The organism is bacterium (assembly GCA_026129405.1).
Lineage (GTDB): Bacteria > Desulfobacterota > Binatia > DP-6 > DP-6 > JAHCID01.
In genome coordinates this window covers 64,682-87,710 of sequence record JAHCID010000007.1, presented here as the reverse complement: position 1 = coordinate 87,710, position 23,029 = coordinate 64,682, and the positions used below count along the sequence as shown (strand labels likewise).

The following is a 23,029-nucleotide window of genomic DNA, read 5'->3' as shown; positions in this document are numbered from 1 at the left end:
TCCGGGGAGCGGGATCAGGCGAACGCGGCGCGGCGCAGCTCTTCGATCTCGGGAGCCAGCTTCGGCGCGTCCTTCGACAGCACCTCGCAGCCGGTGTCGGTGACGAGGACGTCGTCCTCGATGCGGATGCCGGTGCCGCGCAAGCCGGCGGGCAGATCGTCCGCGTCGGCCGGCACGTAGCAGCCGGGCTCGATCGTGAAGACCATGCCCGGGGCGAGCGGGCGGGGCGCGTCGGCGACCTTGTAGCGGCCGACGTCGTGCACGTCGCGGCCGAGCCAGTGGCTCGTGCGGTGCATGTAGAGACGCTTGTACGTCTCCTTCTCGACGATCTCGTCGACGCCGCCCGCGAGCAGCCCGAGGTGGACGAGCGCTTCGACGAGGACGCGCAGCGTGAGCGCGTGGAGGCCGTCGAGCGTCGCCCCGGGCTTCACGGCGCCGATGGCGGCCAGCTGGGAGGCCAGCACGGCGTCGTACAGGTCGCGGTGCGCCGGCGAGAAGCGCGGGCCGATCGGAAACGTGCGGGTGATGTCGGCGCAGTAGCCGGCGCGCTCGGAGCCGGCGTCGATGAGGAGGAGCGCGTCGGCGGCGAGCTCGGCGGCGTTGTCGGTGTAGTGCAGCACGACGGCGTTGGCGCCGCCCGCGACGATGGACGGATAGGCCGGTCCGACCGCGCCGCGGCGGCGGAACGTATAGTCGACGAGGGCTTCGATCTCGTACTCGCGCATGCCCGGCCGCGCCGTGCGCATCGCTTCGCGGTGCGCCTCGGCGGCGATGGCGATGGTCTCGCGCAGCAGCCGCAGCTCGGTCGGGTCTTTGAAGAGCCGCATCTCGTGCAGCACCTCGCCCGCCTCGTGGAGGACGTGCGGGCCGGCCCCGCTGCGCGGCCGCTGTGCCTGCGCGGCGCGCACGACGGCCATCAGGCGCTCGCCGAGGACGTCCTGGCGCCCGAGGGGCAGCCACACCTCGTCGGCCTTCGCCAGCCAGCGCCCGATCTCCTTCTCGAAGTCGGCGATGGGATGCGCGACCGCGGCGTCGAAGTCGGCGACGGCCCCCTCGACGCCCGCGCGCCGGCCGACCCACTGCTCCCGCTCCGCATCCTTCGGCCGGACGAAGAGCGCATACGGCTCCGCATGACCCGGCGCGAGCACGGCGATGGCGTCGGGCTCGGAGAACCCGGTGACGTAGTCGAAGTCGCTGTCCTGGCGGAACGGGAAGTGCGTGTCGGCGGTGCGGATCTGCTCGCTCGCCGACGCGAGCAGCATGACGCCGCCGGGCATGGCGTCCGCGATGCGGCGGCGGCGATCGGCGAGGAGCCGGCGGGCGTCGGCCGAGAGGGGCATCGACGGTGACCCCTACCATGCGGGCTGCCGCATGGCACGTCGCTCGCTTTCCGATGAAGTCTCCGACCGGGGTGGGGAATGGAGCTACGGTAGATGCGAGCGATTCGAATGCGAGGCGGGCGGGACGCATGGCACCCGCGCGACGCGGCGATGGCGGAGCGGCACGTTCGCGAACGCGGCTTCACCCTCATCGAGGTGATCGTGGCGTTCGCGCTCGCCGCGATCGTCATGGGCATCGCCGTCCCGCACCTGCCCGATCGCAATTTCGGATTGTGGAACGGTCACAGCCAGGTGATCGCCGACATCCGGCAGGCGCGCGCCGATGCCATCGTGAAAGGTGACCATTTCCTCGTCGTCATCGACACCGAGAGCAGCTACCGCGTGTGGCGTCTGCGTGATCCGGACGGCGACGGACAGTGGGGGGCAGATCCCGAGCCGCTGCGTGCCCGGCAGCTTCCCGACGGAGTGCACTTCATCCAGGGTGTCGGCGGGGCTTTCGAGTTCAACACGCGTGGTCTCATGGTGACGCCCGAGGCTGCGGATTCGCTGCGGCTGCGGGACGACAGGACCGGTCGGGAGCGTGTGGTGACCGTGTGGCCCTCGGGTCAGGTCGCCCCAGCCGAGATACCCGATCTGGAGAGCTGAGGAGGTCGACGTCATGCGGATGCAGCGCATGTGCACGGGGTGCGGCGGCGAGTCCGGGGTGTCCTTGGTGGAGACCCTGGCGGCGACGACGCTGTTCGCGATCGTTGCCGCTGGCGTCGCAACGATGGCGGGCACCTCGATGCGACACACGACGAACAACCGCCAGTCGAGCGCGGCGCAGCTTCTCGCGCAGGAGGAGCTCGAGAACCTGCGAGGGCTGCCCTTCGCCCAGGTCACGTCGCGCCAGGCCGTGCGCACCGTGAACGGCGTGCCCTATCAGGTCGCGTCGCAAGTCACGGCGGGCGATCCGGCGCCGGGCATGAGTCGTATCGTCACGACGGTCACGTGGGACGGACCGCTGGGGGAGCGCAGCTATGGGGTCGAGACGATCTTCACCTCGTTGGTCGGTGGCAGCCAGCTGTAGACCCGGCACCGCCGGGTTCTCGTTCATCGAGCTCCTGGTGTCGCTCGGCGTCGTCGGCGTCGTCATGACGGGCATGGTGCAGTTCTTCGGAATGCATGCGCACGAGATGCGCGAGCACGGGTTCCGCGTGGAGGCGCAGCAGGCGCTGCGCGGCGCGCTCGACGCGATCACGCGCGACGTTCGGCTCGCGGGTGCCTGCCTGCCGACGGACGGCGCCTACGTCGCGCTCGACGGCACGAATGACCCGAGCGGCGACAGCATCACGGTGCGGACCGGCCTCGTGCGCAGCGATCTCACCTGCGTGACCTCGCCGCTCGCCGCACCGCTGGCTTCGGGCGGAACGCAGGTGTCGGTCAGCAACGCCGACGGCTTCATCGTCGGCAAGATGGCGTTCGTCCGTCGCAGCGATGGGAGCGGCGAGCTCCGGCGCGTGACCGCGGTGAACACGGGGGGCAACACGGTGACCCTCAGTGCAGGGGTCACGCAGCCCTACGGGTTTCCCGGAAGCTCGCTCTATGCGGTCGATCAGCGCACGTATTCCCTGCGTGCCGACGTCGAGCCGCCGCTGCTCATGTTCCAGATCGACCAAGAGCCGCCGCAGCCGTTCGCGGCAGGCGTCACGCGCCTCGATTTCCGCTACGTGCTCAACCAGAACTGCCCCACGTGCACCGTGGTCGACCTCTCCTCGCCGCTACCGGCCGCGACCTGGTGGCTGGTGAACGAGGTCCTGGTGACGATGACCGTCCAGACGGTCGGCGGTGTCGTGGAGGCCGACTCGACCGAGCTCACGCAGACCGCGCGCACGAAGCCGCGCAACCTGTTGTAGGGGAGGATGATGCCATGCGGGTGAGCCCCATCCGGAAGGCCGAAGGCGGATTCGCGCTCATCGGGGCGCTCATCGTCATGATGCTGCTGATGGCGATCGCAGGCGCCATGCACGTGGGTGTGCTCTCCGAGACCAGCTTGCGAGGGGCGCACGCCCACGCGACGGCCGGATTCTACGCTGCCGAAGCCGGCATCAACCGTGGGATGGGTGACTACCGCAACCTCTTCATGGGGTTCGGCATCCCGAGCCAGAACGCCGGCGACTTCGACGAAAACGTTCTCACGATCGGCCCGCGCACCGTGCGCTATCGGTTGACGCCGGCGGCTGGGAACTGGCCGGTCGTCCAGCCGATCCCGGCGGGCCGGACGTTCGCGGGGCTGCGCTCGTCGCTCTATCGCTACGTCGCGGTGGCGACCTCCGAGGTCCACCCCGGCGACGTGGAGGTGAGCCTCGGCACGCAGTTCGACGTGAACAACGTGCCCCTCTTCCAGTTCCTCGCCTTCTACAACAACGACTTGGAGATCAACCCGGGCCCGGTGATGACGTTGCACGGGCCGATTCACACGAACGGCTCGCTGTACTTCAACTCGAACAACACGCTGACCATCGAGGACGATCCCGCCACCGGCATGAACACCGTGTCGGTCACCGCGGCGGGCAACGTCTATCGGGGGCGCAAGGACAATCAGAACAGCCCAAAATGCGGCGGTATCGTGAACATCGACATGCTCACAGACCAGACCGGGGGGACCGACCTCGAGGCGCGCCCTCTCGACTGCGACTCCTCGAGCGCCGCGACGAACCAGACGGACGCCATGCTCGCGCCCTGGCTTGGTGCCATTCGCGCGCGGCAGTCGGTGGTGGCGGTTCCGGAGCCGAGCGCGCTCAGTGTCGGCGGCAGATACTGGGATGAAGCCGATCTGCGCATCGCCCTCGATCTGAACTACGTCGATCCGGGCAGTCAGCTCCATCGCATCGTCGCCCTCGACAAGAACCTGGCGATCGACGAGGATCAAACGACCGCCCTTCGAAACTTCGTCGTCGCCGTTCCGGGTGGGCTCTCGTACAACGACGTGCCGGTGCTCGGAGGCAACGCGGACACGAACAATCGCTGCACGACCTCGTCGCCGGATTCCGGCACGTACTGTCACCCGAACAGCTATCTGCCGGTGTTCGACTCGGCGCCGAACCACATGCGGATGTACGCCTGCCCGTGGAGCAGCCTGAACCTCTACCCGGGCTGTACGATCATGCCGTACCGGACGAACTCCACCGGCGAGCGCGTCTACCGGCGGGGCGGGTTCTACAACAACCGCGAGCAGGCCTGGGTCTGGATGCTCAACCTGAACCTGCACGACCTGCTCGAGTGGAACCGTGGGCCCGGCGCCGAGGCCCTCTTCGATCCGGACGAGACGGGCACGAGCGGCGGCAACGTCATCTTCATGACGGTTCGCGGTCCGAACTCGACCGGTACGCTTCCGAACGATCGCCGATACGGGGTCCGGGTGTTCGGCTCACGTAATCTCGCCTTCCCCGGGCCGCTGCCCGCAGACCCCAACGGAGTCACCGTGATCTCGGATCAGGCGATCTACGTCGAGGGTCACTACAACGTGAACACGGATGCGGCCGTGGCCGGGCTGTACGATCCGAACTTCCCGAAGAACCCGTCCGCGTTCATGGGCGATACCATCAACGTGCTGTCGTCGAACTGGACCGGCAATCCCACCGACACGACGCGATGGACCAGCCTTGGCGGCGTGAGTGGGTGCCGCAACGATTGCCAGAGCCGGCGAACCGTCACGCAGCGCCCGGGGCTCGCGACGTACATCAATGCCGCGTTCCTCTCGTCGGTTGATACGACCACGTCGGAGTCGAACGGATATAACGGCGGCTTGGAGAACTATCCGCGGTTCCACGAGGACTGGCGGCAGCCGCTAAACTATCGTGGTAGCTTCGTGAGCCTCGGCGTGCCGCAGCGCGCCAATGGCAAGTGGTGTGGGACCGGCGCCACCTGCAACATCTACAATGCGCCGGGTCGTAATTGGGACTTCGATCGGGATTTCCTGAACGCAGCCCTGCTGCCGCCGGCTACGCCGACCGTCGTGTCGGTCGAGCAGATACTCTTCACCGAGAACTTCCGCTGAGCCCACCGGCGCCCCGTCTCGCGACGGGGCGCCGCGCTCAGGGGAACACCTGCGTGAACGGCTTCACCTCGACGCGCGCGAAGACGCCCTCGGTGACGTAGGGGTCCTTGGCGACCAGCGCCCAGACCTCGGCGGCCGAGTCGGCCTCGACGACGATCAGGCTGCCGGTCTTGTCGAGGAACGGGCCCGCGAGCTTCACGCGGCCGGCCGCGGAGAGCGGGCGCAGGTGCTCCAGGTGCGCGGGGCGTACCGCCGGGCGCTTCGCCTGGCCGTCGGGGGCGTCGTGGCCGATGATCACGAAGAGCATGCGAGGGTCTCCTTGCGGGCGCCGCGGGCGCTCGCGTAGCGTGCACGCTGGATGGCGGACCACGACCACCGCGTCGCGTTTCCCGAGGCGCTCGAGGCGTTTCTCGGACGCACCGACGAGCTGAAGGTCGTCCTGGGGTCGCAGGCCGCGGCCGGGGTGGACGCGCTGGGCGCGCGCATCCGCGAGGGGCTGGCGGCGCGCGAGCGCGGCGACGTCCTGGGCGCGGTGGCGCGCATCGTCGAGGCGATGCGGATGCTGGCGGAGCTCGCGTCGCGCAGCGACGCGGCCGAGGGGCCGATGCTGCGCGCGATGGCCGAGCGCTTCGCCGCCGCGCTGGTCCACGGCACGGTGGCCGAGGCGCGCGAGCACGCCGAGACGATGCGCGTGCGCTCGGGCACGACGCTCATTCCGCGGAAGTAGGCGCGGTGCCGAGCAGCCGGTCGGGGTCGGCCAGCGTCGCCGCCACGTGCTCGAGCGCCCGCGCGGCGTAGAAGCCGTCCTCGACGCGCTCGTCGTAGGTGTAGCGCATCTGGAAGACCTCGTGGCTGCCGACGCTGCCGTCGTCGTGCACGACTACTGCGCGGTGCACGCGGCCCATGGTCGCGAAGATCGGGATCGAGCCGTAGTCGTAGAGGTGGTGGAAGGCGGCGTCGAGGCCGACGCTGCCCAGGTTGGCGACGAACGCCGACGCGTAGAGCGGGTCGTCCTGGGTGAGCGCCTTCGGCAGCAGATTCCAGCCGTCGAACGTGCGCTGGAGCTTGATCGCCAGGCGCAGGACGGGAGCCGGGAGCCGCAGGAAGCCCTTGATCTCGCGGTCGGTCGCGGTCTCGCGCCCGGAGCGGCCCTCGCGCACGCGGTCGAGGATGCGGTCGACCATCGCGACCAGCGGCTCCTTCGGGTCGAAGACGAGCTTGCTGGTGTAGATCGGCGCGTCGCGCTCCATGCGCTGCTTGCCGCTGAACGACAGCAGGATGGCGTTGCGATCGTAGAACCGGCTGCCGGCGACGAAGCGGTTGAGGCGCGGGTAGGCGTGCAGGCCGAGGCCGATCGCGCGCAGCACGCAGTGGAAGAGCGTGACCTTGCGGTCCGCCGGGCGGGTGGCGTTGACGGCGTCGAGGAGGGGACGGAGCGGCGCGGTGGGGACGTTCTGCTCGAACAGCACCCAGGCGCCGTTGCGGACCGGCATCAGGAACGGGACGATGCGCCGGACCGGATGGACGTTCGCGACGAGGGTGCCGTCAGGACGCATCGAGCCAGCGTTCCACGTTGCGCAGGGTGAGTGCGATGATGGTCTCCTGCGGGTTCACGCCGATCGACGAGGGCAGGACGCTGCCGTCGGCGACGACGAGCCCGCGCACCCCGTGCACGGCGCCGGTGGCGTCGGTGGCGCCGCGGCTCGGGTCGGGCGACATGCGCGCCGTCGTCATGATGTGCACCGTCATGAGCTCGATGGTCTCGCGGATGCGCTTGCGCTGGGCGATCTTCCCGAGCTCGTGCGGGCCGGCCAGCGACGGCAGGTCGGCGAAGGGGAGGAGCACCGTGTGCGCGCCGGCGGCGAACAAGAGCTGCGCGGTCAGCGTGACGCCGCGGTGCAGGCGCTCGATGTCGGCGTCGTTCAGCGTCTGCACCATGTACGGCTGGCGGTCGGGGCCCATGACGATGCGGCCCTCGGTGTCGTCCTCGACCAGCGTCGCCGCCGTCAGCATGTGGTTGTAGAGCGCCATCTTCTCGGCGTTGTCGGGTCCGAGCCCGGGCATCGCCGCCGCCAGCAGCCCGGGCGGGATCGCGGCGTAGCCGATGAGGATGCCCTCGTCGCGGAAGTGGTGGACGTGGAACGCCTGGTGCGTGCCCTTCCAGGGCTCGATGCGCTGCGCGAAGATGCCGACGCACTTCGCGTTCGGGTGCGTGTGCAGCCCGCGGCCGATGGTGCGCGCGCGCATGCGGCTGCGCTTCAGGATGCCCGGCGTATGGCGCGCCCCCGCGGCGAGGACGACGAGCCGGGCCTTCACGCTGAAGCGTCCGGTGCGCCGCCCGCGGTCGTCGACGAATGCGCCCCTGACGCCGACGGCGGTCGACCCGCGCCACAGCACCTTGTCGACGCGTGCGCCGGTGAGGAGCTGCGCGCCGGCGTGCAGCGCGCGCGGCACCTCGGTCACGTGCATGCCCTGCTTGGCGCCGGTGATGCAGCCGAGCGCGCAGTTGTTGAGCCCGACGCAGCGGCGCATGTTGCGCGGCGCGCGCGCCAGCGGCCAGCCGAGCGCCTGCGCGCCCTTCACGAAGAGGTGCGTGTTCTCCCCGAACGTGTCCTCGTCGTTCGGCTCGACGTGCAGGATATCCTCGGCGCGCACGAAGTAGGGCTCCATGCCCTTCGGCCCGAGCCCCTGGAGGCCGAGGTCGCGCTCCCAGTGCTCGAGCACCCGGTCCGGCGTCCGCCACGACATGCCGCCGTTGATGACGGTGGAGCCGCCGACGCAGCGCCCCTCGGCGAAGATGATCGGCGGGTTGCCGAGGATCATCGCGGTGCCCGCGTCGCGATAGAGCCGGCGGACCATCGTGCCCGGGTCGGTGTTGAAGCTGTCGACCGGGTGGAGGCCGCCCTCCTCGAGGATCAGCACGTCGCGGCCGGCATCGCGGAAGCGCGCTGCCGCCGTGGCCCCGCCGGCGCCGCTGCCGACGACGACGACGTCGGTCGAGAAGGTCCGATCGCCGCCCAGCGCCGTCCCGTTCGTGACGTTGGGATAGGTGATGGCGTACTCGGGCGGCAGCGCGGTCATGACGCCTTCCCCGCCAGCAGCTCCGCCCGCCGCGCCGTCAGCAGCTTCGCCCGCCCGGCCCAGTCGACGCCCATGTCGTTCAGCACCTGCGGGTGCTGGTAGAACGCGAGCAGCACCAGCGCCCGCAGCCCCATGACGAGCGCGGTGCGCGGCCCGCCCGCATGCAGGAAGTCCTCGAGGTACGCCCGCGCCTCGTCCGCCGGCATGCTGCTGAACCGCGTCAGCCGTCGCGCGAACACCGGCGGACCGTACTCGAGCAGCCGCAGCCCCATCGGAAACGCCAGTCGCATCGGCGCCGGCAGATGCAGGAAGAACTGCTGCATCTCGGCCAGCACGTCCTCGTCGATGCGCTGATCGAACCCATGTCCCCGAGGACGAATCGCCGCCACCGCGGCGCGGAGGATCCGCGTCGTGCCGCGGTCGTTGGAGGGCATGGTGGTGCAGGGATAGGCAAGGCGGATGTCGGGCGCAACAGGTGGGAGGGGGTGGACGCGGAACTGCGCGGGCTCAGGTGGGCGAGGTGTCGGCCTGCGACACGTTTCCCGATCCCTCGAGGCCCGCGGCGCCCGCGTGGCGCCTCGTCCGGAGCGAGCAGCCCGTGCCGTCGCCACCCCCACCGCGCCAGCCAGGTCCGCGCCGTGACCACGGGTGACGAGAGCGTCGCCGTCGTCCCGCTCTTCCACCCATCGAACCACGGCGCGGACGAGCACGGGTCGAGACGCGGACCGCGATCGTGGCCGTGCTCGCGGTGGTTCTGGAGCACGTAGACGAGAGCGTTGCGCACCTCGCGAGGCGTCGTGAGCTCCCGCGCATGATAGCGGTCGCCCCAGACCGCGCCGCGGCGACCGAGCACCCGGTTCACCGCCTTCGCGACGCGGATCGCGAGCCCTGGAGGCCGCGCGCCAGGGCGGGCGTCGTGTCGGCTTCGACCAGGAGGTGCGCGTGGTCGCGCCGGACGGAGAACGCGATCACCCGCAAGGAGGTACGCGAGGCGCGGGCGATGGCCGCACGCACGGCGACGAACACGCGCGGCGTCCGGAGGGACGAGGGCAGTGCGGCCGCGCGGAGCGTGACATGCATGGGGATGCGGCCGTCGTGCGCCGCCCGTGCCCGATGGGGAACGCCGGGGCGTCCCGCCGCCTTGCGGCCGGCTCCGGCCCGCCGGCCGCCGTGCTGGCGAATGTCGAAACACAGCTGGGTCGCGCCCTTAGTCATGGCGTGATTGTCAGATATTGATAGCATTCTGGTAAGCGTGTCAAGTCGCGATGGGCCGGCGGGTCGGGCTCCGGTGGCGCGCAAGATGGTCTGCGAGTGGCGATGGGCGAGATGCTGCGGCCGCGGCGCGCCGCGCTCCGTGCGCCAGCGGCGGGTTCGAGGGCCGCACCCATCGCCGAACGCGATCGGCGCCACCTGGCGTCCGCGTGGCAGGCTCGCTGGCTCGCGGCCTGCGGTGTCGCGCGCCGCGCCGCAGCCCTGTGCGCGGTTGCGCCCGCCGAATCCGCGCCGCTACAACTCCCGCATGTCCACCCCCGGCGAGCGCCTGAAGCAGCTCCTCACCCCCGAGCGCCCCGACATGGCGGAGGTCGCCGCCTTCCTCGACGGGCTCTCGCACGCCGGGCGGGTCGAGGCGACGCGGAGCCTCCAGGGGCCTGCGTTGCAGCGCAAGCTCTGGGAGGGTGCGGCGAGCGGGCCTGCGATCACCACCGCCGACCTCGTGCCGCCCGATTACGGATCGCTGCGTGAGGTCGTCTTCCACGGCAAGAACTCGTTGCCGGTGTTCACCGAGTTCCAGAAGCGGTTCTGTCGGCCGAGTGTGGGACGGGGCGACGGTGAGGACGTGCTGTGGGGGTACAACCATCAGCAGCTCGGGTGGCTGATCGGGCCCGGGTACTTCGTCGTACACGCCGAAGGGCAGGCGCCGGCGGCGATCGACTATCGGTGCGTGCCGCCGGAGCACCCGGCGGCGTGGCCGGCGGTGCGGCCGAACGAGCAGGGGCTGTCGCGGCTCGTGTACATGAACATGGTCGACTATCTGCGGCGGGTGTCGCACGACGTGCTCATCGGGTCGGCGTGGAAGAAGGGCAAGCCGCTCGACAGCTACTTCCTGCTCTGTCGGGAGCTCTGACGGGCGCGACCTCCGTGAGCGGCCGGTGACGCCGGATTTCGACACACTCCTCGCGACGCACGGGCTCGGACCGCTGCGCCGGGATGCGGTCGGCACGCTCCAGGTGAACGTCGGCAAGGTCTGCAACCAGGCCTGCCACCACTGCCACGTCGACGCCGGGCCGACGCGCACCGAGCGCATGTCCGCCGACGTGGCCGCGCGTGTGCTGCACGTCCTCGAGTGCAGCCCGGCGGTCGCGGTGCTGGACCTCACCGGCGGGGCGCCGGAGCTGTCGGACCAGTTCCGCGGGCTGGTGGTCGGCGCGCGGCGGCTCGGGCGGCGCGTGATCGACCGCTGCAACCTGACCATCCTCGAGCAGCCGGGGCAGGAAGACCTCGCCGCCTTCCTCGCCGCCGAACGCGTCGACGTCGTCGCCAGCCTGCCGTGCTACGGCCCGGACAACGTAGACGCCCAGCGCGGCCGCGGCGTCTTCGCGCGCAGCATCGCCGCGCTCCGGCGGCTGAACGCGCTCGGCTACGGACGTCCCGGCACGGGGCTGCGGCTCGACCTCGTCTACAACCCGCTCGGTCCACGCCTGCCGCCGCCGCAGGCCGCGCTCGAGGCCGACTACCGGCGCGAGCTCGGGACGCGCTTCGGCATCGTCTTCGATCGGCTGCTGACGCTCACCAACATGCCGATCGCGCGTTTCGCCGCCGACCTCGCCCGGCGCGGGGAGGCGGCGGCCTATCTCGGGCTGCTCGTGAACCACTTCAACCCGCAGGCGATCGGCGGGCTCATGTGCCGCTCGCTGGTGAGCGTCGCGTGGGACGGGCGCCTCCACGACTGCGACTTCAACCAGATGCTGTCGTTGCCGCTCGGGGCGCCGGCGGCGCGCACGATCTGGGACGTCGACGACCTCGCCGCGCTCGCGGGCGCCCCGATCGCCACCGCCGCGCACTGCGTCGGCTGCACCGCGGGCGCGGGCTCCAGCTGCGGCGGCGCGCTCGCCTGATGCGGCTGACGGTCGTCGTCCCCGTCCTCGACGAGGCGGCCCGTATCGGGGCGCGCCTCGGCGCGCTGCGGGCGACGGCGGGCGTCGCCGAGATCGTCGTGGTCGACGGCGGCAGCCGTGACGGCACGGTGGCGATCGCGGCCCGCGTCGACGGCGTGCGCGTGCTGCGTGCGCCGCGCGGGCGCGGGACGCAGATGAACGTCGGCGCGCGCGCCGCGACGGGCGACGTGCTGTGCTTCCTGCATGCCGACGCCGTCCTGCCGGCCGATGCCGCGGCCCACATCGCGGCGGCGCTGGCGGCGCCGGGCGTCGTGGGCGGCGCCTTCCGCCTCCACACCGTCTGCGACGACGGCATCAACTGGCTCGGGCCGCTGCTGCGCCTCGCCGACGTGCGCTCGCGCGTCACACGCTTTCCCTACGGCGACCAGGCGATCTTCGTGCGGCGCGACGTCTTCGTCGGCGTCGGCGGGTTCCCCGATCAGCCCATCATGGAGGACGTCGAGCTGGCCCGCCGCCTGCGCCGCGTCGGCCGCCTGCGGACGGTGGCGGCGGAGGTGCGGGTGTCGGGGCGGCGGTTTCTCCGCGATCCGGTGCGCGCGGTGCTCGCCATGCGCCTCCTGCCGCTGCTCTATCGCCTAGGCGTTTCGCCCCGGACGCTCGCGCGTCTCTACGGCAACCCGCGCTGAAGCGTGACAATTTCGACGCTGGCGTCGGCTACGCGGCGGCAGATGCGGGGTGAGCCGTTGACGGATCGGCAGGTGGCTGGCGGCATGCGGCTTGCTGCGGGGGCACGCCATGGTCTCCGGCGATGAACAGGTTCTGGACCGCGATGCATTGCTCGAGCAGGCCGGGGGCGACCCCGAGCTGGTGCTGCGTCTGATCGAGCTGTTCGCGGAGGATCGGGCGGAGACGCTCGACGCCATCCAGGAGGGCATGGCCGCGGCCGACGCGAAGCGCGTCGAGCGTGCGGCGCACCGACTGAAGGGCTCGCTCGGCACGCTCGCGGCGCGGGCCGCGCACGCGGCCGCGCTGCGGCTCGAGACGATCGGACGCACCGGCAGCCTCGTCGACGCGGGCGCCGCCTGGGTCCGGCTGCAGAGCGAGCTGGCGCGTCTCCAGCCCGCGCTCGATCGGGTGATGCGCGAAGGCGCCTGAGCGCGGCCGCTACTTCGTGCGGTAGGTCACGTCCTCGATCGTCGCCACCACGGCGGGGGCGAGCCGGGCGCGCGCGGCGGCGTCGCCGCGCAGGGTGGCGTCGAAGAAGTTGAGGCCGAGGTAGTTCACGATGTCGTGGGCGTGGCGCCAGGGAAGGTGCCGCGGCTGGCACGCCTCGTCGAAGCCGCCCAGGAACGCGACGATCTGGCGCGGCGGCTCGCAGAAGTCCGAGAACGTGAAGTGGCCGGCGTTGCGCAGCTCGGCGAGCGCGACGATGGCCGCCCCGGACGGGATCAGCGCGTAGGGCGCCTTCTGCTGGCTCGGGAACGGCGTCGTCTCGTCGATCGAGCCGCCGACGATCATCACGGGTACCGTCATCCCGGCGTAGAACTCGGGCGGGAACGGTGCCGCCGGCGCCTGCGGGAAGATCGCCTTCACGCGCACGTCGCGCAGCGGATCGGCGCCGGCGAGCCGCAGCGACGTGAAGCCGCCGAACGAATGGCCCGAGGCACCGATGCGCGTGCCGTCGATGGCGCCGGCGAACGGGCTCTGCGGGTCGGCGTCGAAGGCGAGGAAGCGGTCGATCAGGAACGACATGTCGCGCGGGCGGTTGTTGGCGACGTCGGGGTCGACGATGCCGGCGAGCGCGTCGGTGAAGGTGTTGCCGTGGTGGTCGGGGCTCACGACCACGTAGCCGTGGCTGGCGAGGTGCGCGGCGAAGAAGAACGACTGGATGCGGATGCCGCCGTTGCCGTGCGAGAAGAGCACGAGCGGGAAGCGGCCGGACGCCCGCGCCACGTCGCGGTAGGCGGGGGTCACGACGACCGGGATGCCGAGCACCTCGGCGACGTCGCGCGGCACGCCCGCGACCGCCGCCTCCGTGGAGGGGTAGTAGACCTCGACCGTCACCGGGCGTGGGCCCGTGCCCCGCGCGTTCGTGCGCGCCGGATCGGTGAGGGCGAGCGTGCGGATGCCGACCGCATACGGGCCGAAGTCGGCCGTCGGGCCGAGATCGTTCGGCGGGTATACGCGCTGCGCGTAGTGGCGCCCGCGGACGACGACGGTTTCGAGGAGCGCGTCGAGGGGACCCAGGCGCAGCGACGCGTAGCGCGCCCCGCAGCGCTGCCCGATGCGGCGCGCGATGCGGGCGCGCAGCTCCGCGATGCGGGCGTCGCGCTTCGCCCGCCGGCAGCCGCCGCCACGCGCCGCGGCCAGGTTGCAGTCGCCCCACAGGCGCAGCGTCGCGGCGCCGAGGCGGGCCGTGCGGTTCGCGACCTCGCGCTGGCAGCGCAGCAGCGCGCCGCCGGGCGAGCCGAGCGTGTCGGCGTAGACGAGGTCGGTGATCTCGTCGCCGAAGTCGGCGCACGACTCGCGCGTGCGCAGCGGCACGTCGTCGGCCGACGTGTAGCCGAGCGGCTCGGCCGCGGCGTCGCCGCACTTCGCGGCCGCCGGCGTCTCGACCGTCGCGAGGATGGTCGCCAGCCGGCCGCCCGGCGCGCGCAGCGCGGTCTCGCAGGCGGCGTCGCGGCGGCTGCGGCGGCGCCGCAGCGCCGCGGTGTAGGCGGCGAGGCAGCGCTGGCCGGCGTCGCCCGAGGCGCGCAGGCAGGCGAGCGACGGATCGCCGGCGAGCGCGGGCGGAGCGAGCAGCAGCGACGCGAGCAGGCCGACGACGAGCGACATGCGGGCGGCATACGCGACCGCCGCCGAGGGTGTCCACGACTTTCACGTCGCGCGCCGCGTCGGACGGCGGGCACGCGCTCAGGCGGTGCGTGGCGACCGCGTGCGGCGATCGCGCGCGGCGAGGGCGGTCGCGACCAGCGTCGTCACGCAGCCGCCGGCGGCGAGGGCGCCCGGCACGCCGACGTGGTCGCCGGCGATGCCGAGGCAGAGCCCGCCCAGCGTCGAGAAGCCGAAGAAGATCACCGTCAGCATGCTCATCACCCGGCCGCGTAGCGCCTCGGCGACCTCGACCTGGAGCGTCGTCGTCAGCGACGCGATCGTCACCGTCTGGAGCGCGCCGAGCAGGAAGAGGAGGGCGCCCACGGCCGGCGGCGTGCGCACGACGGCGAAGCTCATGACGGCGATCCCGAAGCCGACCGAGCCCGCGGCGGTGAGGAGACCGCGCGGGACGCGCTGCCCGAAGGACGCGAACAAGCCGCCGATCACGGCCCCGCTGCCGACCGACGCCATGAGCAGCCCGAGCCCGCGCGCGTCGAGGTGCAGCACGTCGCTTGCGATCGCCGGCAGCAGGATGATGTACGGGAAGCCGAAGAGGCTCATCGCCGCCGCGAGCAGGATGTGCGGCCCGATGACCGGATGCGCGCGCACGTAGCGCACGCCCTCGCGCACCGCGCGCCAGATCGGCGGCGGCGCGACCGCCGGCCGCGGCGGCAGGTGGATCGAGGTGATGACGCCTGCGAGGACGAGGAAGCCGACCGCGTTGATCGCGAAGCACCACGCCGGTCCGACGGCGCCGTAGAGCACGCCGGCGACGGCGGGGCCGACGGCCCGCGCGAGATTGAACTGGACCGAGTTGAGCGAGATCGCGTTGAGGAGGTCCTTCTCGGGCACCAGCTGCGGCATGACCGAGTGCATCGCCGGCGTGTAGAGTGCCGTCGCCGTGCCGCCGATCACGGCGGTCACGAGTACCCAGCCGACGGCGATGTGGCCCGTCGCGGTGAGGGTCGCGAGCAGCAGGGCGCTGCCGGCGAGGACGAGCAGCGACACGATCATGATCGCACGCCGGCTCATGCGGTCGGCGATCGCTCCGCCGAGGAGACCCAGCGCGAACGTCGGCAGGTTGCCGACGAAGCTGACGGCGCCGAGCCACGACGCCTTGCTCGTCAGCGCATAGACGAGCCAGCCGAGCGCGATCGACTGCACCCAGAGCCCCAGGTTGGCCACCAGGGAGCCGAGCCAGAAGCGGCGATAGTCGGGGGAGGCGAGGGCGCCGCGCACGGCCGGCGCAGGTCACCACGCGACACCGACAGCGTCAAACCGCGGCCGCGCCTTGCCGCGGACCGGGGCCTCTGGCATCCGGGCCGTCATGCGCGTGTGGCCGGGGGTGCCGTATCCGCTCGGGGCCACGTGGACCGGCGAGGGCGTCAACTTCGCGCTCTTCTCCGAGCACGCGACCGGCGTCGAGCTCTGTCTCTTCGACGCGCCCGACGATCCCCGCGAGAGCGCGCGCATCACGCTCACCGAGCGCGACCAGTTCGTGTGGCACGCGTACCTGCCCGACGCCCGCCCCGGGCAGCTCTACGGCTGGCGCGTGCACGGTCCGTACGATCCGGCGGCGGGGCACCGCTTCAATCCCGCCAAGCTCCTCATCGATCCGTACGCGAAGGCCATCGCCGGCGGCGTGCACTGGAACGACGCGCTCTTCGGCTACGCCGTCGGCGATCCGCAGGCGGATCTCGTCGCCTCGACCGCCGACAGCGCGCCGTTCGTGCCGAAGGGCGTCGTCGTCGAGACCGCCTTCACCTGGGGCGACGACCGCCCGCTGCGCACGCCGTGGAACCGCACGGTCATCTACGAGTGCCACGTGAAGGGGCTGACGCAGCTCCACCCCGACGTCCCCGAGCCGCTGCGCGGGACGTACCTCGGCCTCGCGCAAGACGCCGTCCTAGACCACCTGCTGTCGCTCGGCATAACGGCCGTCGAGCTGATGCCGGTGCACCACGTGGTGTCGGAGCGGAGCCTCGTCGAGCGCGGACTCACGAACTACTGGGGCTACAACTCCATCGGCTTCTTCGCGCCCGACGTCCGCTACGCGAGCGGCGCCGGCCGCGGCGCGCAGGTCGACGAGTGGAAGACGATGGTGAAGCGCCTCCATCGCGCCGGCATCGAGGTGATCCTCGACGTCGTCTACAACCACACCGGCGAGGGCAACGAGCTCGGGCCGACGCTCTCGCTGCGCGGCATCGACAACGTCGCCTACTACCGCCTCGAGCCCAAGGACCTGCGCCGCTACGTCGACTTCACCGGCTGCGGCAACAGCCTCAACATGCTGCACCCGCGCACCATCCAGCTGATCATGGACAGCCTGCGCTACTGGGTGCTCGACATGCACGTCGACGGCTTTCGCTTCGACCTCGCCCCGGCGCTCGCGCGCGAGCTCTACGAGGTGAACCGTCTCGGGACGTTCTTCGACATCATCGCGCAGGACCCGGTGCTCTCGCAGGTGAAGCTCATCGCCGAGCCGTGGGACCTCGGGCCGGGCGGCTATCAGGTCGGCAACTTCCCGCTCGGCTGGACGGAGTGGAACGGCAAGTACCGCGACACCGTGCGCCGCTTCTGGCGCGGCGACCCCGGGCAGGTCGGCGACCTCGGCTATCGCCTGACGGGATCGAGCGACCTCTACGGCCCCACCGGCCGCAACCCGTTCGCCAGCATCAACTTCGTCACCTGCCACGACGGCTTCACGCTGAGCGACGTCGTCGCCTACGAGCGGAAGCACAACGAGGCCAACGGCGAGGACAACCGCGACGGCGCCGACGACAACTGGAGCCGCAACTGGGGCGCCGAGGGCGACACGGACGATCCGGAGGTGCTCGCGGTGCGCGACCGCGTCGTACGCAGCTTCCTCGCGACGCTGGCCTTCTCGCAGGGCGTGCCGATGCTGTGCGCCGGCGACGAGCTCGGGCGCACGCAGGGCGGCAACAACAACGCGTACTGCCAGGACGGGCCGATCGGCTGGGTCGACTGGACGCTCGACCGCCGGCGGCGCGCGCTGACGGAGTTCACGCGCCGCGTGTTCGCGCTGCGCGCGGCGCATCCGGTGCTGCGCCGCCGCTCGTTCTTCCACGGCGCGCCGACGCAGGGCGGGACCAAGGACGTCGCCTGGCTGCGGCCCGACGGCGCCGAGATGCGCGGCGACGACTGGCACGACGCCGACCGCCGCTGCCTCGGGCTCCTCGTGCACGGCGCGGCGAGCGAGGAGCGCGACGCGCGCGGGCGGCCGGTCGACGGCGACTCGGTGATGCTGCTCCTCAACGGCGGCGACGAGACCTGCACGTTCGTGCTGCCGGTGCTCGGCGGGCGCGGCGGCTGGCGGGTCGAGGTCGACACGGCCGATCCGGCGTCGCATCGGCGTCCGACCGCCGCCTGCGACGTTCCCGCCCACGCGGTCGTGCTCCTGCGTCACGCCTGACCGCGCCGCGGGTTGAGCGCCGCCGCGCGTGCGGGCTATGACCCGCGGCTCGGGAGGGACGCTCGACATGGGAGACATGCTCGCCGGCCGCGTCGCGGTGGTGACGGGCGCGGGCCGCGGCATCGGCCGCGGCGTCGCGCGCGCGCTGGCCGACGCCGGGGCGAAGGTCGTGGTGAACGACTACGGGGTGGGGCTGGACGGCTCGCAGCCGTCGAGCGGCCCGGCCTTCGACGTCGTGCGCGAGATCGAGGCGGCGGGCGGCGAGGCCGTGGCCAGCACCGAGTCGGTCGCCGAGTGGGACGCCGCCAAGCGCATCATCGAGACCGCGATCGCGCGCTTCGGTCGCATCGACGTGCTGGTCACGTGCGCCGGCATCATCCGCGATCGCATGGTCTTCAACATGAGCGAGGAGGAGTTCGACGCCGTCCTCGCCGTGCACCTGAAGGGCACGTTCAACTGCCTGCGCCACGCGGCGCCGTTCATGCGCGAGCAGCGCTACGGCCGCGTGGTCACGTTCACGTCGGGCGCCGGGCTCTTCGGCAACCCCGGGCAGACGAACTACGGCGCGGCGAAGTCGGCGATCGGGGGGCTCACGAAGGTCGCGGCGCGCGACCTCGGGCGCTACGGCGTCACCGTGAACGCGGTGTCGCCCGTCGCCGGCACGCGCATGACGGTCACCGAGGCGTACCTGAAGGGCCGCGAGCTGCGGAAGCAGCAGGGGATCGTGCGCGAGGATCGCGGCACGGGCGACATCGAGCACCTCGATCCGGACGACGTCGCGCCGATGGTCGTCTACCTGGCGAGCGAGTACGCCTCGGCCGTGAACGGCCAGTTCTTCCTGTGTTGGGGCAGCGCGATCGCGCTGCTGTCGCAGCCGCGGCTCGTGCAGACCCTCTACAAGGACGGCGTGTGGACGCTCGACGAGCTCGACCGGCTCGCGCCGAGCACCGTGCTGGCGGGCGTGAAGAACCCCGCCCCGGCGAAGGAGTGACGACGATGGGAAAGCGACTCGAGGGGCGGGCGGCCATCGTCACCGGCGCGGGGCGCGGCATCGGGCGCGCGATCGCCGAGCTGCTGGCGAAGGAGGGCGCGGCGGTGGTCGTGAACGACCTCGGCGGCGGCATGGACGGCTCCGGCGCGCAGACGAGCGTCGCCGACGAAGTCGTCGCGGCGATCCGCGCCGCCGGCGGCACGGCCATCGCGAACCACGACAGCGTCACCGACTTCGCCGCCGCCGAGCGCATGATCGCGCAGTGCGCGCGTGAGTTCGGCGCCGTCGACGTGCTCGTGAACAACGCCGGCATCCTGCGCGACCGCATGCTGTGGAACCTCACCGAAGAGGACTGGGACGCGGTGATCGGCGTGCATCTGAAGGGCACGTTCAACTGTACGCGCCACGCCGCCGCCCGGATGCGGCAGCAGAAGCGCGGCCGCATCATCTCGATGGCGTCGACCTCGGGCACGATCGGCAATTCGGGGCAGTCGAACTACGGTGCGGCCAAGGACGGCATCGCGGGGCTGACGCGCGTGGTCGCGCGGGAGATGGGGCGCTACGGCGTCACCGTGAACGCGGTGTGCCCGGCGGCGTCGACGCGCATGACGCAGTCGGTGTCCGCCGCCGCCCGCGCCGCGCGCGTCAAGTCCGGCGTGCAGTCGCCCGGCGGACAGCGCACGTTCCAGCTCGGCCACACGGGCCCCGAGAACGTTGCGCCCTGGGTCGCCTGGCTCGCCACCGATGCGGCCCGCGACGTGAACGGGCAGGTCTTCGTCGTCATGGGCGGCATCGTCGCCCTGATGAACGATCCCGCGCCCGTGCGCACGATCCAGACCGAGGGGCGCTGGACGCCCGAGGCCGTCGCGACGCTGTTCTCGCGCACGATGGGGCTCGACCTCGTGAACCCGGCGCCGCCGCGCGAGCCGTGAGGCGTCAGCCGTAGGCGGCGGTCCCGCTCCAGAGCAGGTTGGCGGCGGCGAGGAACAGCCGTCGCATCGCCGGGCCGACCACCTGGAAGGCGAGGAGCAGGCCGAGCGCGGCGAACACCGGGCTGCCGAGAGTGAGCCGCCGCCAGGTGCGGCCGGCCTCCTCGGGCAGCAGCAGCGGCACGGCGCCGCCGCCGTCGAGCGGCGGCACCGGCAGCAGGTTCAGCACCGCGAGCGTCAGGTTGAGGGTGAAGAGGACGCTCAGCAGCGTCGCCGCCGCGGCCCAGGCGCCGTGGCCGACGGCGAGCCCGGCCGGCGCCAGTGCCGCGGGCGGGCCGAAGACGCCGGCGGCGACGCCGGCGCGGATCGCGATGGCGGCGAGCAGCACGAGGAGCAGGTTCGCGAGCGGCCCCGCGAGCGCCATGGCGGCCGCACGCCGCGGCGAGCGCATGGCCCAGACGGGATCGTAGGGCGCACTCGCCCAGCCGAGCATCATGCCGCCGCCGGCGAGGGAGAGCAGCGGCACCACGACCGTGCCGATCGGCTCGCGACGCACGTGCGCTCGCGGATCGAGGCTCACCTGACCGCCGTGGTAGGCGGTGGGATCGCCGAGGCGGAAGGCGACCCAGGCGTGCGCCGCCTCGTGCAGCACGGTCGAGGCGAGGAAGGCGCCGTACCACAGGAGCACGCGCTCGAGATCGAGTCCCACGCCGTCCACATGGAGCGGGGGTGGGGCGTCCTGCAAGGGACGCGTCCGGTCGCGTGCGGCGGCGCGCCGCGGCGGCGCCTCCGACCTGCGTCGGAGGGAGGGGAGCGGCGACGGGACGGCCGCCCCGTCGCCGCGGGCGGGGTGTGTTCAGGAGGGAAGCGGTTCGGACTTCTTCGCGGGAGCGGCGGCGTTGGGGCCTTCCTCCTCGCGATTCGCATCCATCAGGGCGCGCAGGATGCGCTCCATGACGGTGATCTCGGTGTTCATGCTCATGAGGCTGTCGAGGGTGCCGGCCCAGTGTTCCTCGGGACCGTTGTTGCCGTTCGAGAGCACCGCGAGGTGGCGTGCGGTCGTGAGGACGGCGTCGGAAGCGAGCTTGAGGTGGACGGCCAGTTCGGTGAAGGTCTCGCGGTCGATGATCATGGCTGGTGTGAGCCCCCTTGGGAGTTCCACGAATAGCGAATCCGGTGCCATTCGGGTGTTCTCCGGGCCCACCGGGCGCGGGCGCCCAGGACACGCAAGGCATTTCGGCGCGAGAAGGCTTCGCGTTGGATATCGAGAGCTTGGGGGCAAATGCGCAGCTGCGGGCCAGCTGCGACACGCGCCGTGTCCAGGCCGGCACGTCGTCCCATCGGGTGGCCGGGTCGTGCAATCGCGCCCGTCGTCACGACGCTCGGGCACGGACGCAATGCGAGCTAGTATGACCGCAAAGCGCCGTCCACACTCCACGACGTCACGTGCGCTGCGACGATGCGCACGATCGGGTGCGCATCCGGGTCGTCGAGCGCCATCGCGCGGTACTGGGGATAGCGCGCGCGCAGGCGTGCGAGGGCGTCGCCATGCGCCGCCGCGTCGTGCAGCGTCGCCGCCGGGCCGCGCACCATCACCCAGGCGAGCCGCGCCCAGGCGTCGTCGTAGTCGTCGACGACGAGCGCGGCGCGCGGGTTCTCCCGGAGATTGCGCAGCCGCGCGAGCGTGCGGGCGGGGCCGCGCTTCGGCTTCAGGTCGGCGACGAAGTAGACGGCGGCGTCGTCGAGCGCATAGCAGACGGGGACGACGTGCGGTGCGCCGTCCGCACCGGCGGTCGCGAGGTGCCCGATCCGGTGCGCCTCAAGGAAGCGGCGCGTCTCGTCCGTCCAGCTGGGCATAGCGCATCTGCCGCCCGGCGTACTCCGCCTGCGCCTCGGCCACCAGCTCGCCGTAGCGGCCCTCGTAGCGGGGCGAGAAGTGGAACACCTGGAGCCGCTTCGCGCCGGCGGCGCGGGCGAGCGCCCCTGCCTGGCGTGCGGTCAGATGGTAGCGCTTGCTGGCTTGGTCGATGTCGGCGTCGAGGAAGGGCGACTCGCAGAAGAACACGTCGGCGCCGCGGGCCAGGCGGACGATCCGGGCGGCGTTGGGCGGCGAGAAGAGGGTGTCGACGACGTAGGCGATCTTCTGGCCCGGCGTGACCGTCAGCAGGGTCGCGCGCAGGTCGGCGACCGTGCGGCGGTCGCCGGGGGCCACCTCGATCGGCATGTCGTCCGGGGCGTCGCCGCGCACGGCGCTCTTGAGGACGTTCAGCCACGGCCCGGGGCGGAGCCCCTCCGCCTCGAGCGCCTCGGGACGGACGTTCAGGTGCGTGCGCTCGGTGACCGCATACCCCATGGAGACGATCTTGTGGTCGAGCGGGGCGGCCTCGACGGTGACGATCGCGTCCCGGAAGCAGACGCCGTCGAACGGCGCCGTGCCGAGCGGCTCGCGCGCGAAGCGGCGCGCCGCCGCGAAGCGCGTCGTCGTCATCGTGTCGGCGCCGATCTCGGTGACGTCGATGGTGAAGGCGTACTCGTCCGTCAGGTTCCAGGTGTAGCCGTGCAGCTTGCCGTGGACGCAGTCCGCGATGCCCTCGGGGCCGTAGAGACGCAGGTGCGACTCGCGCGCGAGGAAGATGCGCAGCAGCTGGTCGAACCCCATGAAGTGGTCCATGTGGGCGTGCGAGACGAAGACCGCTTCGATGGGCAAGAGGACGGCGCCGGGGGTGCGGTCGATGCGGCCGAGGTCGACGAGGAGCGCGCGGCCCTGCCAGCGCAGGCCGACGAGGAGGGCGGGGTCGCCCGTCTGCCCGTTCAGCAGGCGCGCGCGCAGGGTGGACTTGTTCACGGCGGGAGCTCTGGGTGCTTGGTCGTCGCGGGAAGCGCTTGCTATGGAGCAAGCCGTGCGCGCCTGGCGGCCGTCAGCCCTGCACCATCTGGAGAACCTCGTGCATCGCCTCGGTCATCATCTCCTGGGCGACTTCGCGCAGCGGCTTCTCCTCCGTCTCCAGCTTGTCGACCAGCTTGGTGAGGACGGAGAAGTAGGTCTCCTTCATCTCCGGGCTCATGGCGGGCACCCGCGCGTCCATCGCCTTCACGAAGCGGCGGTGCGTGGCGGCGATCAGACGGTCGACTTCGCGGGGCTGGCTCATGGGCGGAGTATAGGGAGGGCCCCCCGCCCCGGCAACAAAACGCGCGCGGCGCTGGCGTGCGCGCTCGTGCTCGTCGC

Annotated in this window: 24 protein-coding genes; 12 read left to right on the top strand and 12 right to left on the bottom strand. The window is 71.9% G+C overall.

All coding sequences use genetic code 11. The features are described from left to right. Positions 1 to 14 precede the first annotated feature (14 nt). A complete protein-coding gene (locus KIT14_20790; GenBank protein MCW5892959.1) occupies positions 15 to 1,340 on the bottom strand; it encodes an aminopeptidase P N-terminal domain-containing protein in 1,326 nt (441 codons plus the stop codon). 93 nt (positions 1,341 to 1,433) lie between these two features. Here KIT14_20790 and KIT14_20785 point away from each other — a divergent pair, with 93 nt between their 5' ends. From KIT14_20785 to KIT14_20770, 4 genes are read left to right on the top strand one after another with little or no spacing between them, the layout of a single operon-like run. Further along, the gene (locus KIT14_20785) at positions 1,434 to 1,985 is read left to right on the top strand and encodes a GspH/FimT family pseudopilin (GenBank protein ID MCW5892958.1); all 552 of its coding nucleotides are present in this window, start codon (positions 1,434 to 1,436) and stop codon (positions 1,983 to 1,985) included. A gap of 13 nt (positions 1,986 to 1,998) precedes the next feature. Then, the gene (locus KIT14_20780; GenBank protein ID MCW5892957.1) at positions 1,999 to 2,409 is read left to right on the top strand and encodes a hypothetical protein; all 411 of its coding nucleotides are present in this window, start codon (positions 1,999 to 2,001) and stop codon (positions 2,407 to 2,409) included. Then, positions 2,393 to 3,235 carry a hypothetical protein gene (locus KIT14_20775; GenBank protein ID MCW5892956.1) on the top strand — a complete coding sequence of 281 codons (843 nt, stop codon included), beginning with the start codon at positions 2,393 to 2,395 and terminating at the stop codon, positions 3,233 to 3,235. Before KIT14_20780 ends, KIT14_20775 begins: the two co-directional genes overlap by 17 nt. A gap of 14 nt (positions 3,236 to 3,249) precedes the next feature. After that, positions 3,250 to 5,379: a hypothetical protein gene (locus KIT14_20770; protein ID MCW5892955.1), complete on the top strand. Its 2,130-nt coding sequence runs from the start codon at positions 3,250 to 3,252 to the stop codon at positions 5,377 to 5,379. Positions 5,380 to 5,416: 37 nt separating this feature from the next. On the opposite strand, the gene KIT14_20765 is transcribed toward KIT14_20770, so the two are convergent. Beyond that, positions 5,417 to 5,686 carry a hypothetical protein gene (locus tag KIT14_20765; protein MCW5892954.1) on the bottom strand — a complete coding sequence of 90 codons (270 nt, stop codon included), beginning with the start codon at positions 5,684 to 5,686 and terminating at the stop codon, positions 5,417 to 5,419. A gap of 51 nt (positions 5,687 to 5,737) precedes the next feature. Here KIT14_20765 and KIT14_20760 point away from each other — a divergent pair, with 51 nt between their 5' ends. Then, positions 5,738 to 6,106 (top strand): hypothetical protein, encoded by a 369-nt coding sequence (locus KIT14_20760; protein ID MCW5892953.1) that lies wholly within the window; start codon positions 5,738 to 5,740, stop codon positions 6,104 to 6,106. Here KIT14_20760 and KIT14_20755 read toward each other — a convergent pair. From KIT14_20755 to KIT14_20745, 3 genes are read right to left on the bottom strand one after another with little or no spacing between them, the layout of a single operon-like run. Beyond that, complete coding sequence (locus KIT14_20755; protein ID MCW5892952.1) at positions 6,090 to 6,935, bottom strand: 2-oxo acid dehydrogenase subunit E2; 846 nt, start codon at positions 6,933 to 6,935, stop codon at positions 6,090 to 6,092. The two genes, KIT14_20760 and KIT14_20755, sit on opposite strands and share 17 nt — an antisense overlap. Beyond that, complete coding sequence (locus KIT14_20750; protein ID MCW5892951.1) at positions 6,925 to 8,460, bottom strand: GMC family oxidoreductase; 1,536 nt, start codon at positions 8,458 to 8,460, stop codon at positions 6,925 to 6,927. The genes KIT14_20755 and KIT14_20750 overlap by 11 nt, the downstream gene beginning before the upstream one ends. Continuing rightward, positions 8,457 to 8,894: a hypothetical protein gene (locus KIT14_20745; GenBank protein ID MCW5892950.1), complete on the bottom strand. Its 438-nt coding sequence runs from the start codon at positions 8,892 to 8,894 to the stop codon at positions 8,457 to 8,459. The genes KIT14_20750 and KIT14_20745 overlap by 4 nt, the downstream gene beginning before the upstream one ends. Before the next feature lie 1,085 nt (positions 8,895 to 9,979). Between KIT14_20745 and KIT14_20740 the strand changes: the two genes are divergently transcribed. From KIT14_20740 to KIT14_20725, 4 genes are all read left to right on the top strand, one after another. Beyond that, on the top strand, positions 9,980 to 10,585 hold the full coding sequence (locus KIT14_20740) for a hypothetical protein (GenBank protein ID MCW5892949.1): 606 nt from the start codon (positions 9,980 to 9,982) through the stop codon (positions 10,583 to 10,585). 25 nt (positions 10,586 to 10,610) lie between these two features. After that, positions 10,611 to 11,576 carry an arsenosugar biosynthesis radical SAM protein ArsS gene (arsS, locus tag KIT14_20735; protein MCW5892948.1) on the top strand — a complete coding sequence of 322 codons (966 nt, stop codon included), beginning with the start codon at positions 10,611 to 10,613 and terminating at the stop codon, positions 11,574 to 11,576. Next, positions 11,576 to 12,262 (top strand): TIGR04283 family arsenosugar biosynthesis glycosyltransferase, encoded by a 687-nt coding sequence (locus KIT14_20730; GenBank protein ID MCW5892947.1) that lies wholly within the window; start codon positions 11,576 to 11,578, stop codon positions 12,260 to 12,262. Before arsS ends, KIT14_20730 begins: the two co-directional genes overlap by 1 nt. A gap of 109 nt (positions 12,263 to 12,371) precedes the next feature. Further along, a complete protein-coding gene (locus KIT14_20725) occupies positions 12,372 to 12,731 on the top strand; it encodes an Hpt domain-containing protein (GenBank protein MCW5892946.1) in 360 nt (119 codons plus the stop codon). A 9-nt stretch (positions 12,732 to 12,740) separates the two neighbouring features. Here KIT14_20725 and KIT14_20720 read toward each other — a convergent pair whose 3' ends face one another. Together KIT14_20720 and KIT14_20715 are read right to left on the bottom strand one after the other, a co-directional pair. Then, a complete protein-coding gene (locus KIT14_20720) occupies positions 12,741 to 14,411 on the bottom strand; it encodes a hypothetical protein (GenBank protein MCW5892945.1) in 1,671 nt (556 codons plus the stop codon). Between the two features lie 78 nt (positions 14,412 to 14,489). Next, positions 14,490 to 15,689: an MFS transporter gene (locus KIT14_20715; protein ID MCW5892944.1), complete on the bottom strand. Its 1,200-nt coding sequence runs from the start codon at positions 15,687 to 15,689 to the stop codon at positions 14,490 to 14,492. An 88-nt stretch (positions 15,690 to 15,777) separates the two neighbouring features. Here KIT14_20715 and glgX point away from each other — a divergent pair, with 88 nt between their 5' ends. From glgX to KIT14_20700, 3 genes are all read left to right on the top strand, one after another. Further along, the gene (glgX, locus tag KIT14_20710) at positions 15,778 to 17,883 is read left to right on the top strand and encodes a glycogen debranching protein GlgX (protein ID MCW5892943.1); all 2,106 of its coding nucleotides are present in this window, start codon (positions 15,778 to 15,780) and stop codon (positions 17,881 to 17,883) included. Between the two features lie 67 nt (positions 17,884 to 17,950). Further along, positions 17,951 to 18,874 (top strand): SDR family oxidoreductase, encoded by a 924-nt coding sequence (locus KIT14_20705; protein ID MCW5892942.1) that lies wholly within the window; start codon positions 17,951 to 17,953, stop codon positions 18,872 to 18,874. 5 nt (positions 18,875 to 18,879) lie between these two features. Beyond that, positions 18,880 to 19,806, top strand: coding sequence for an SDR family NAD(P)-dependent oxidoreductase (locus KIT14_20700; GenBank protein MCW5892941.1), 927 nt, complete (start codon positions 18,880 to 18,882; stop codon positions 19,804 to 19,806). A 4-nt stretch (positions 19,807 to 19,810) separates the two neighbouring features. Here the strand turns inward: KIT14_20700 and KIT14_20695 are convergent, their stop codons facing one another. The 5 genes from KIT14_20695 to KIT14_20675 form a co-directional block, all read right to left on the bottom strand. After that, entirely contained in the window at positions 19,811 to 20,512 is a 702-nt protein-coding gene (locus KIT14_20695) for a site-2 protease family protein (GenBank protein ID MCW5892940.1), read from the bottom strand. A 147-nt stretch (positions 20,513 to 20,659) separates the two neighbouring features. Continuing rightward, on the bottom strand, positions 20,660 to 20,935 hold the full coding sequence (locus tag KIT14_20690) for a hypothetical protein (GenBank protein ID MCW5892939.1): 276 nt from the start codon (positions 20,933 to 20,935) through the stop codon (positions 20,660 to 20,662). A 272-nt stretch (positions 20,936 to 21,207) separates the two neighbouring features. Next, positions 21,208 to 21,660 carry a TIGR03668 family PPOX class F420-dependent oxidoreductase gene (locus tag KIT14_20685; protein MCW5892938.1) on the bottom strand — a complete coding sequence of 151 codons (453 nt, stop codon included), beginning with the start codon at positions 21,658 to 21,660 and terminating at the stop codon, positions 21,208 to 21,210. Further along, positions 21,623 to 22,633, bottom strand: coding sequence for a ribonuclease Z (locus KIT14_20680; protein MCW5892937.1), 1,011 nt, complete (start codon positions 22,631 to 22,633; stop codon positions 21,623 to 21,625). The genes KIT14_20685 and KIT14_20680 overlap by 38 nt, the downstream gene beginning before the upstream one ends. Positions 22,634 to 22,721: 88 nt before the next feature. Next, positions 22,722 to 22,952: a hypothetical protein gene (locus tag KIT14_20675; protein MCW5892936.1), complete on the bottom strand. Its 231-nt coding sequence runs from the start codon at positions 22,950 to 22,952 to the stop codon at positions 22,722 to 22,724. Positions 22,953 to 23,029: the final 77 nt, after the last annotated feature.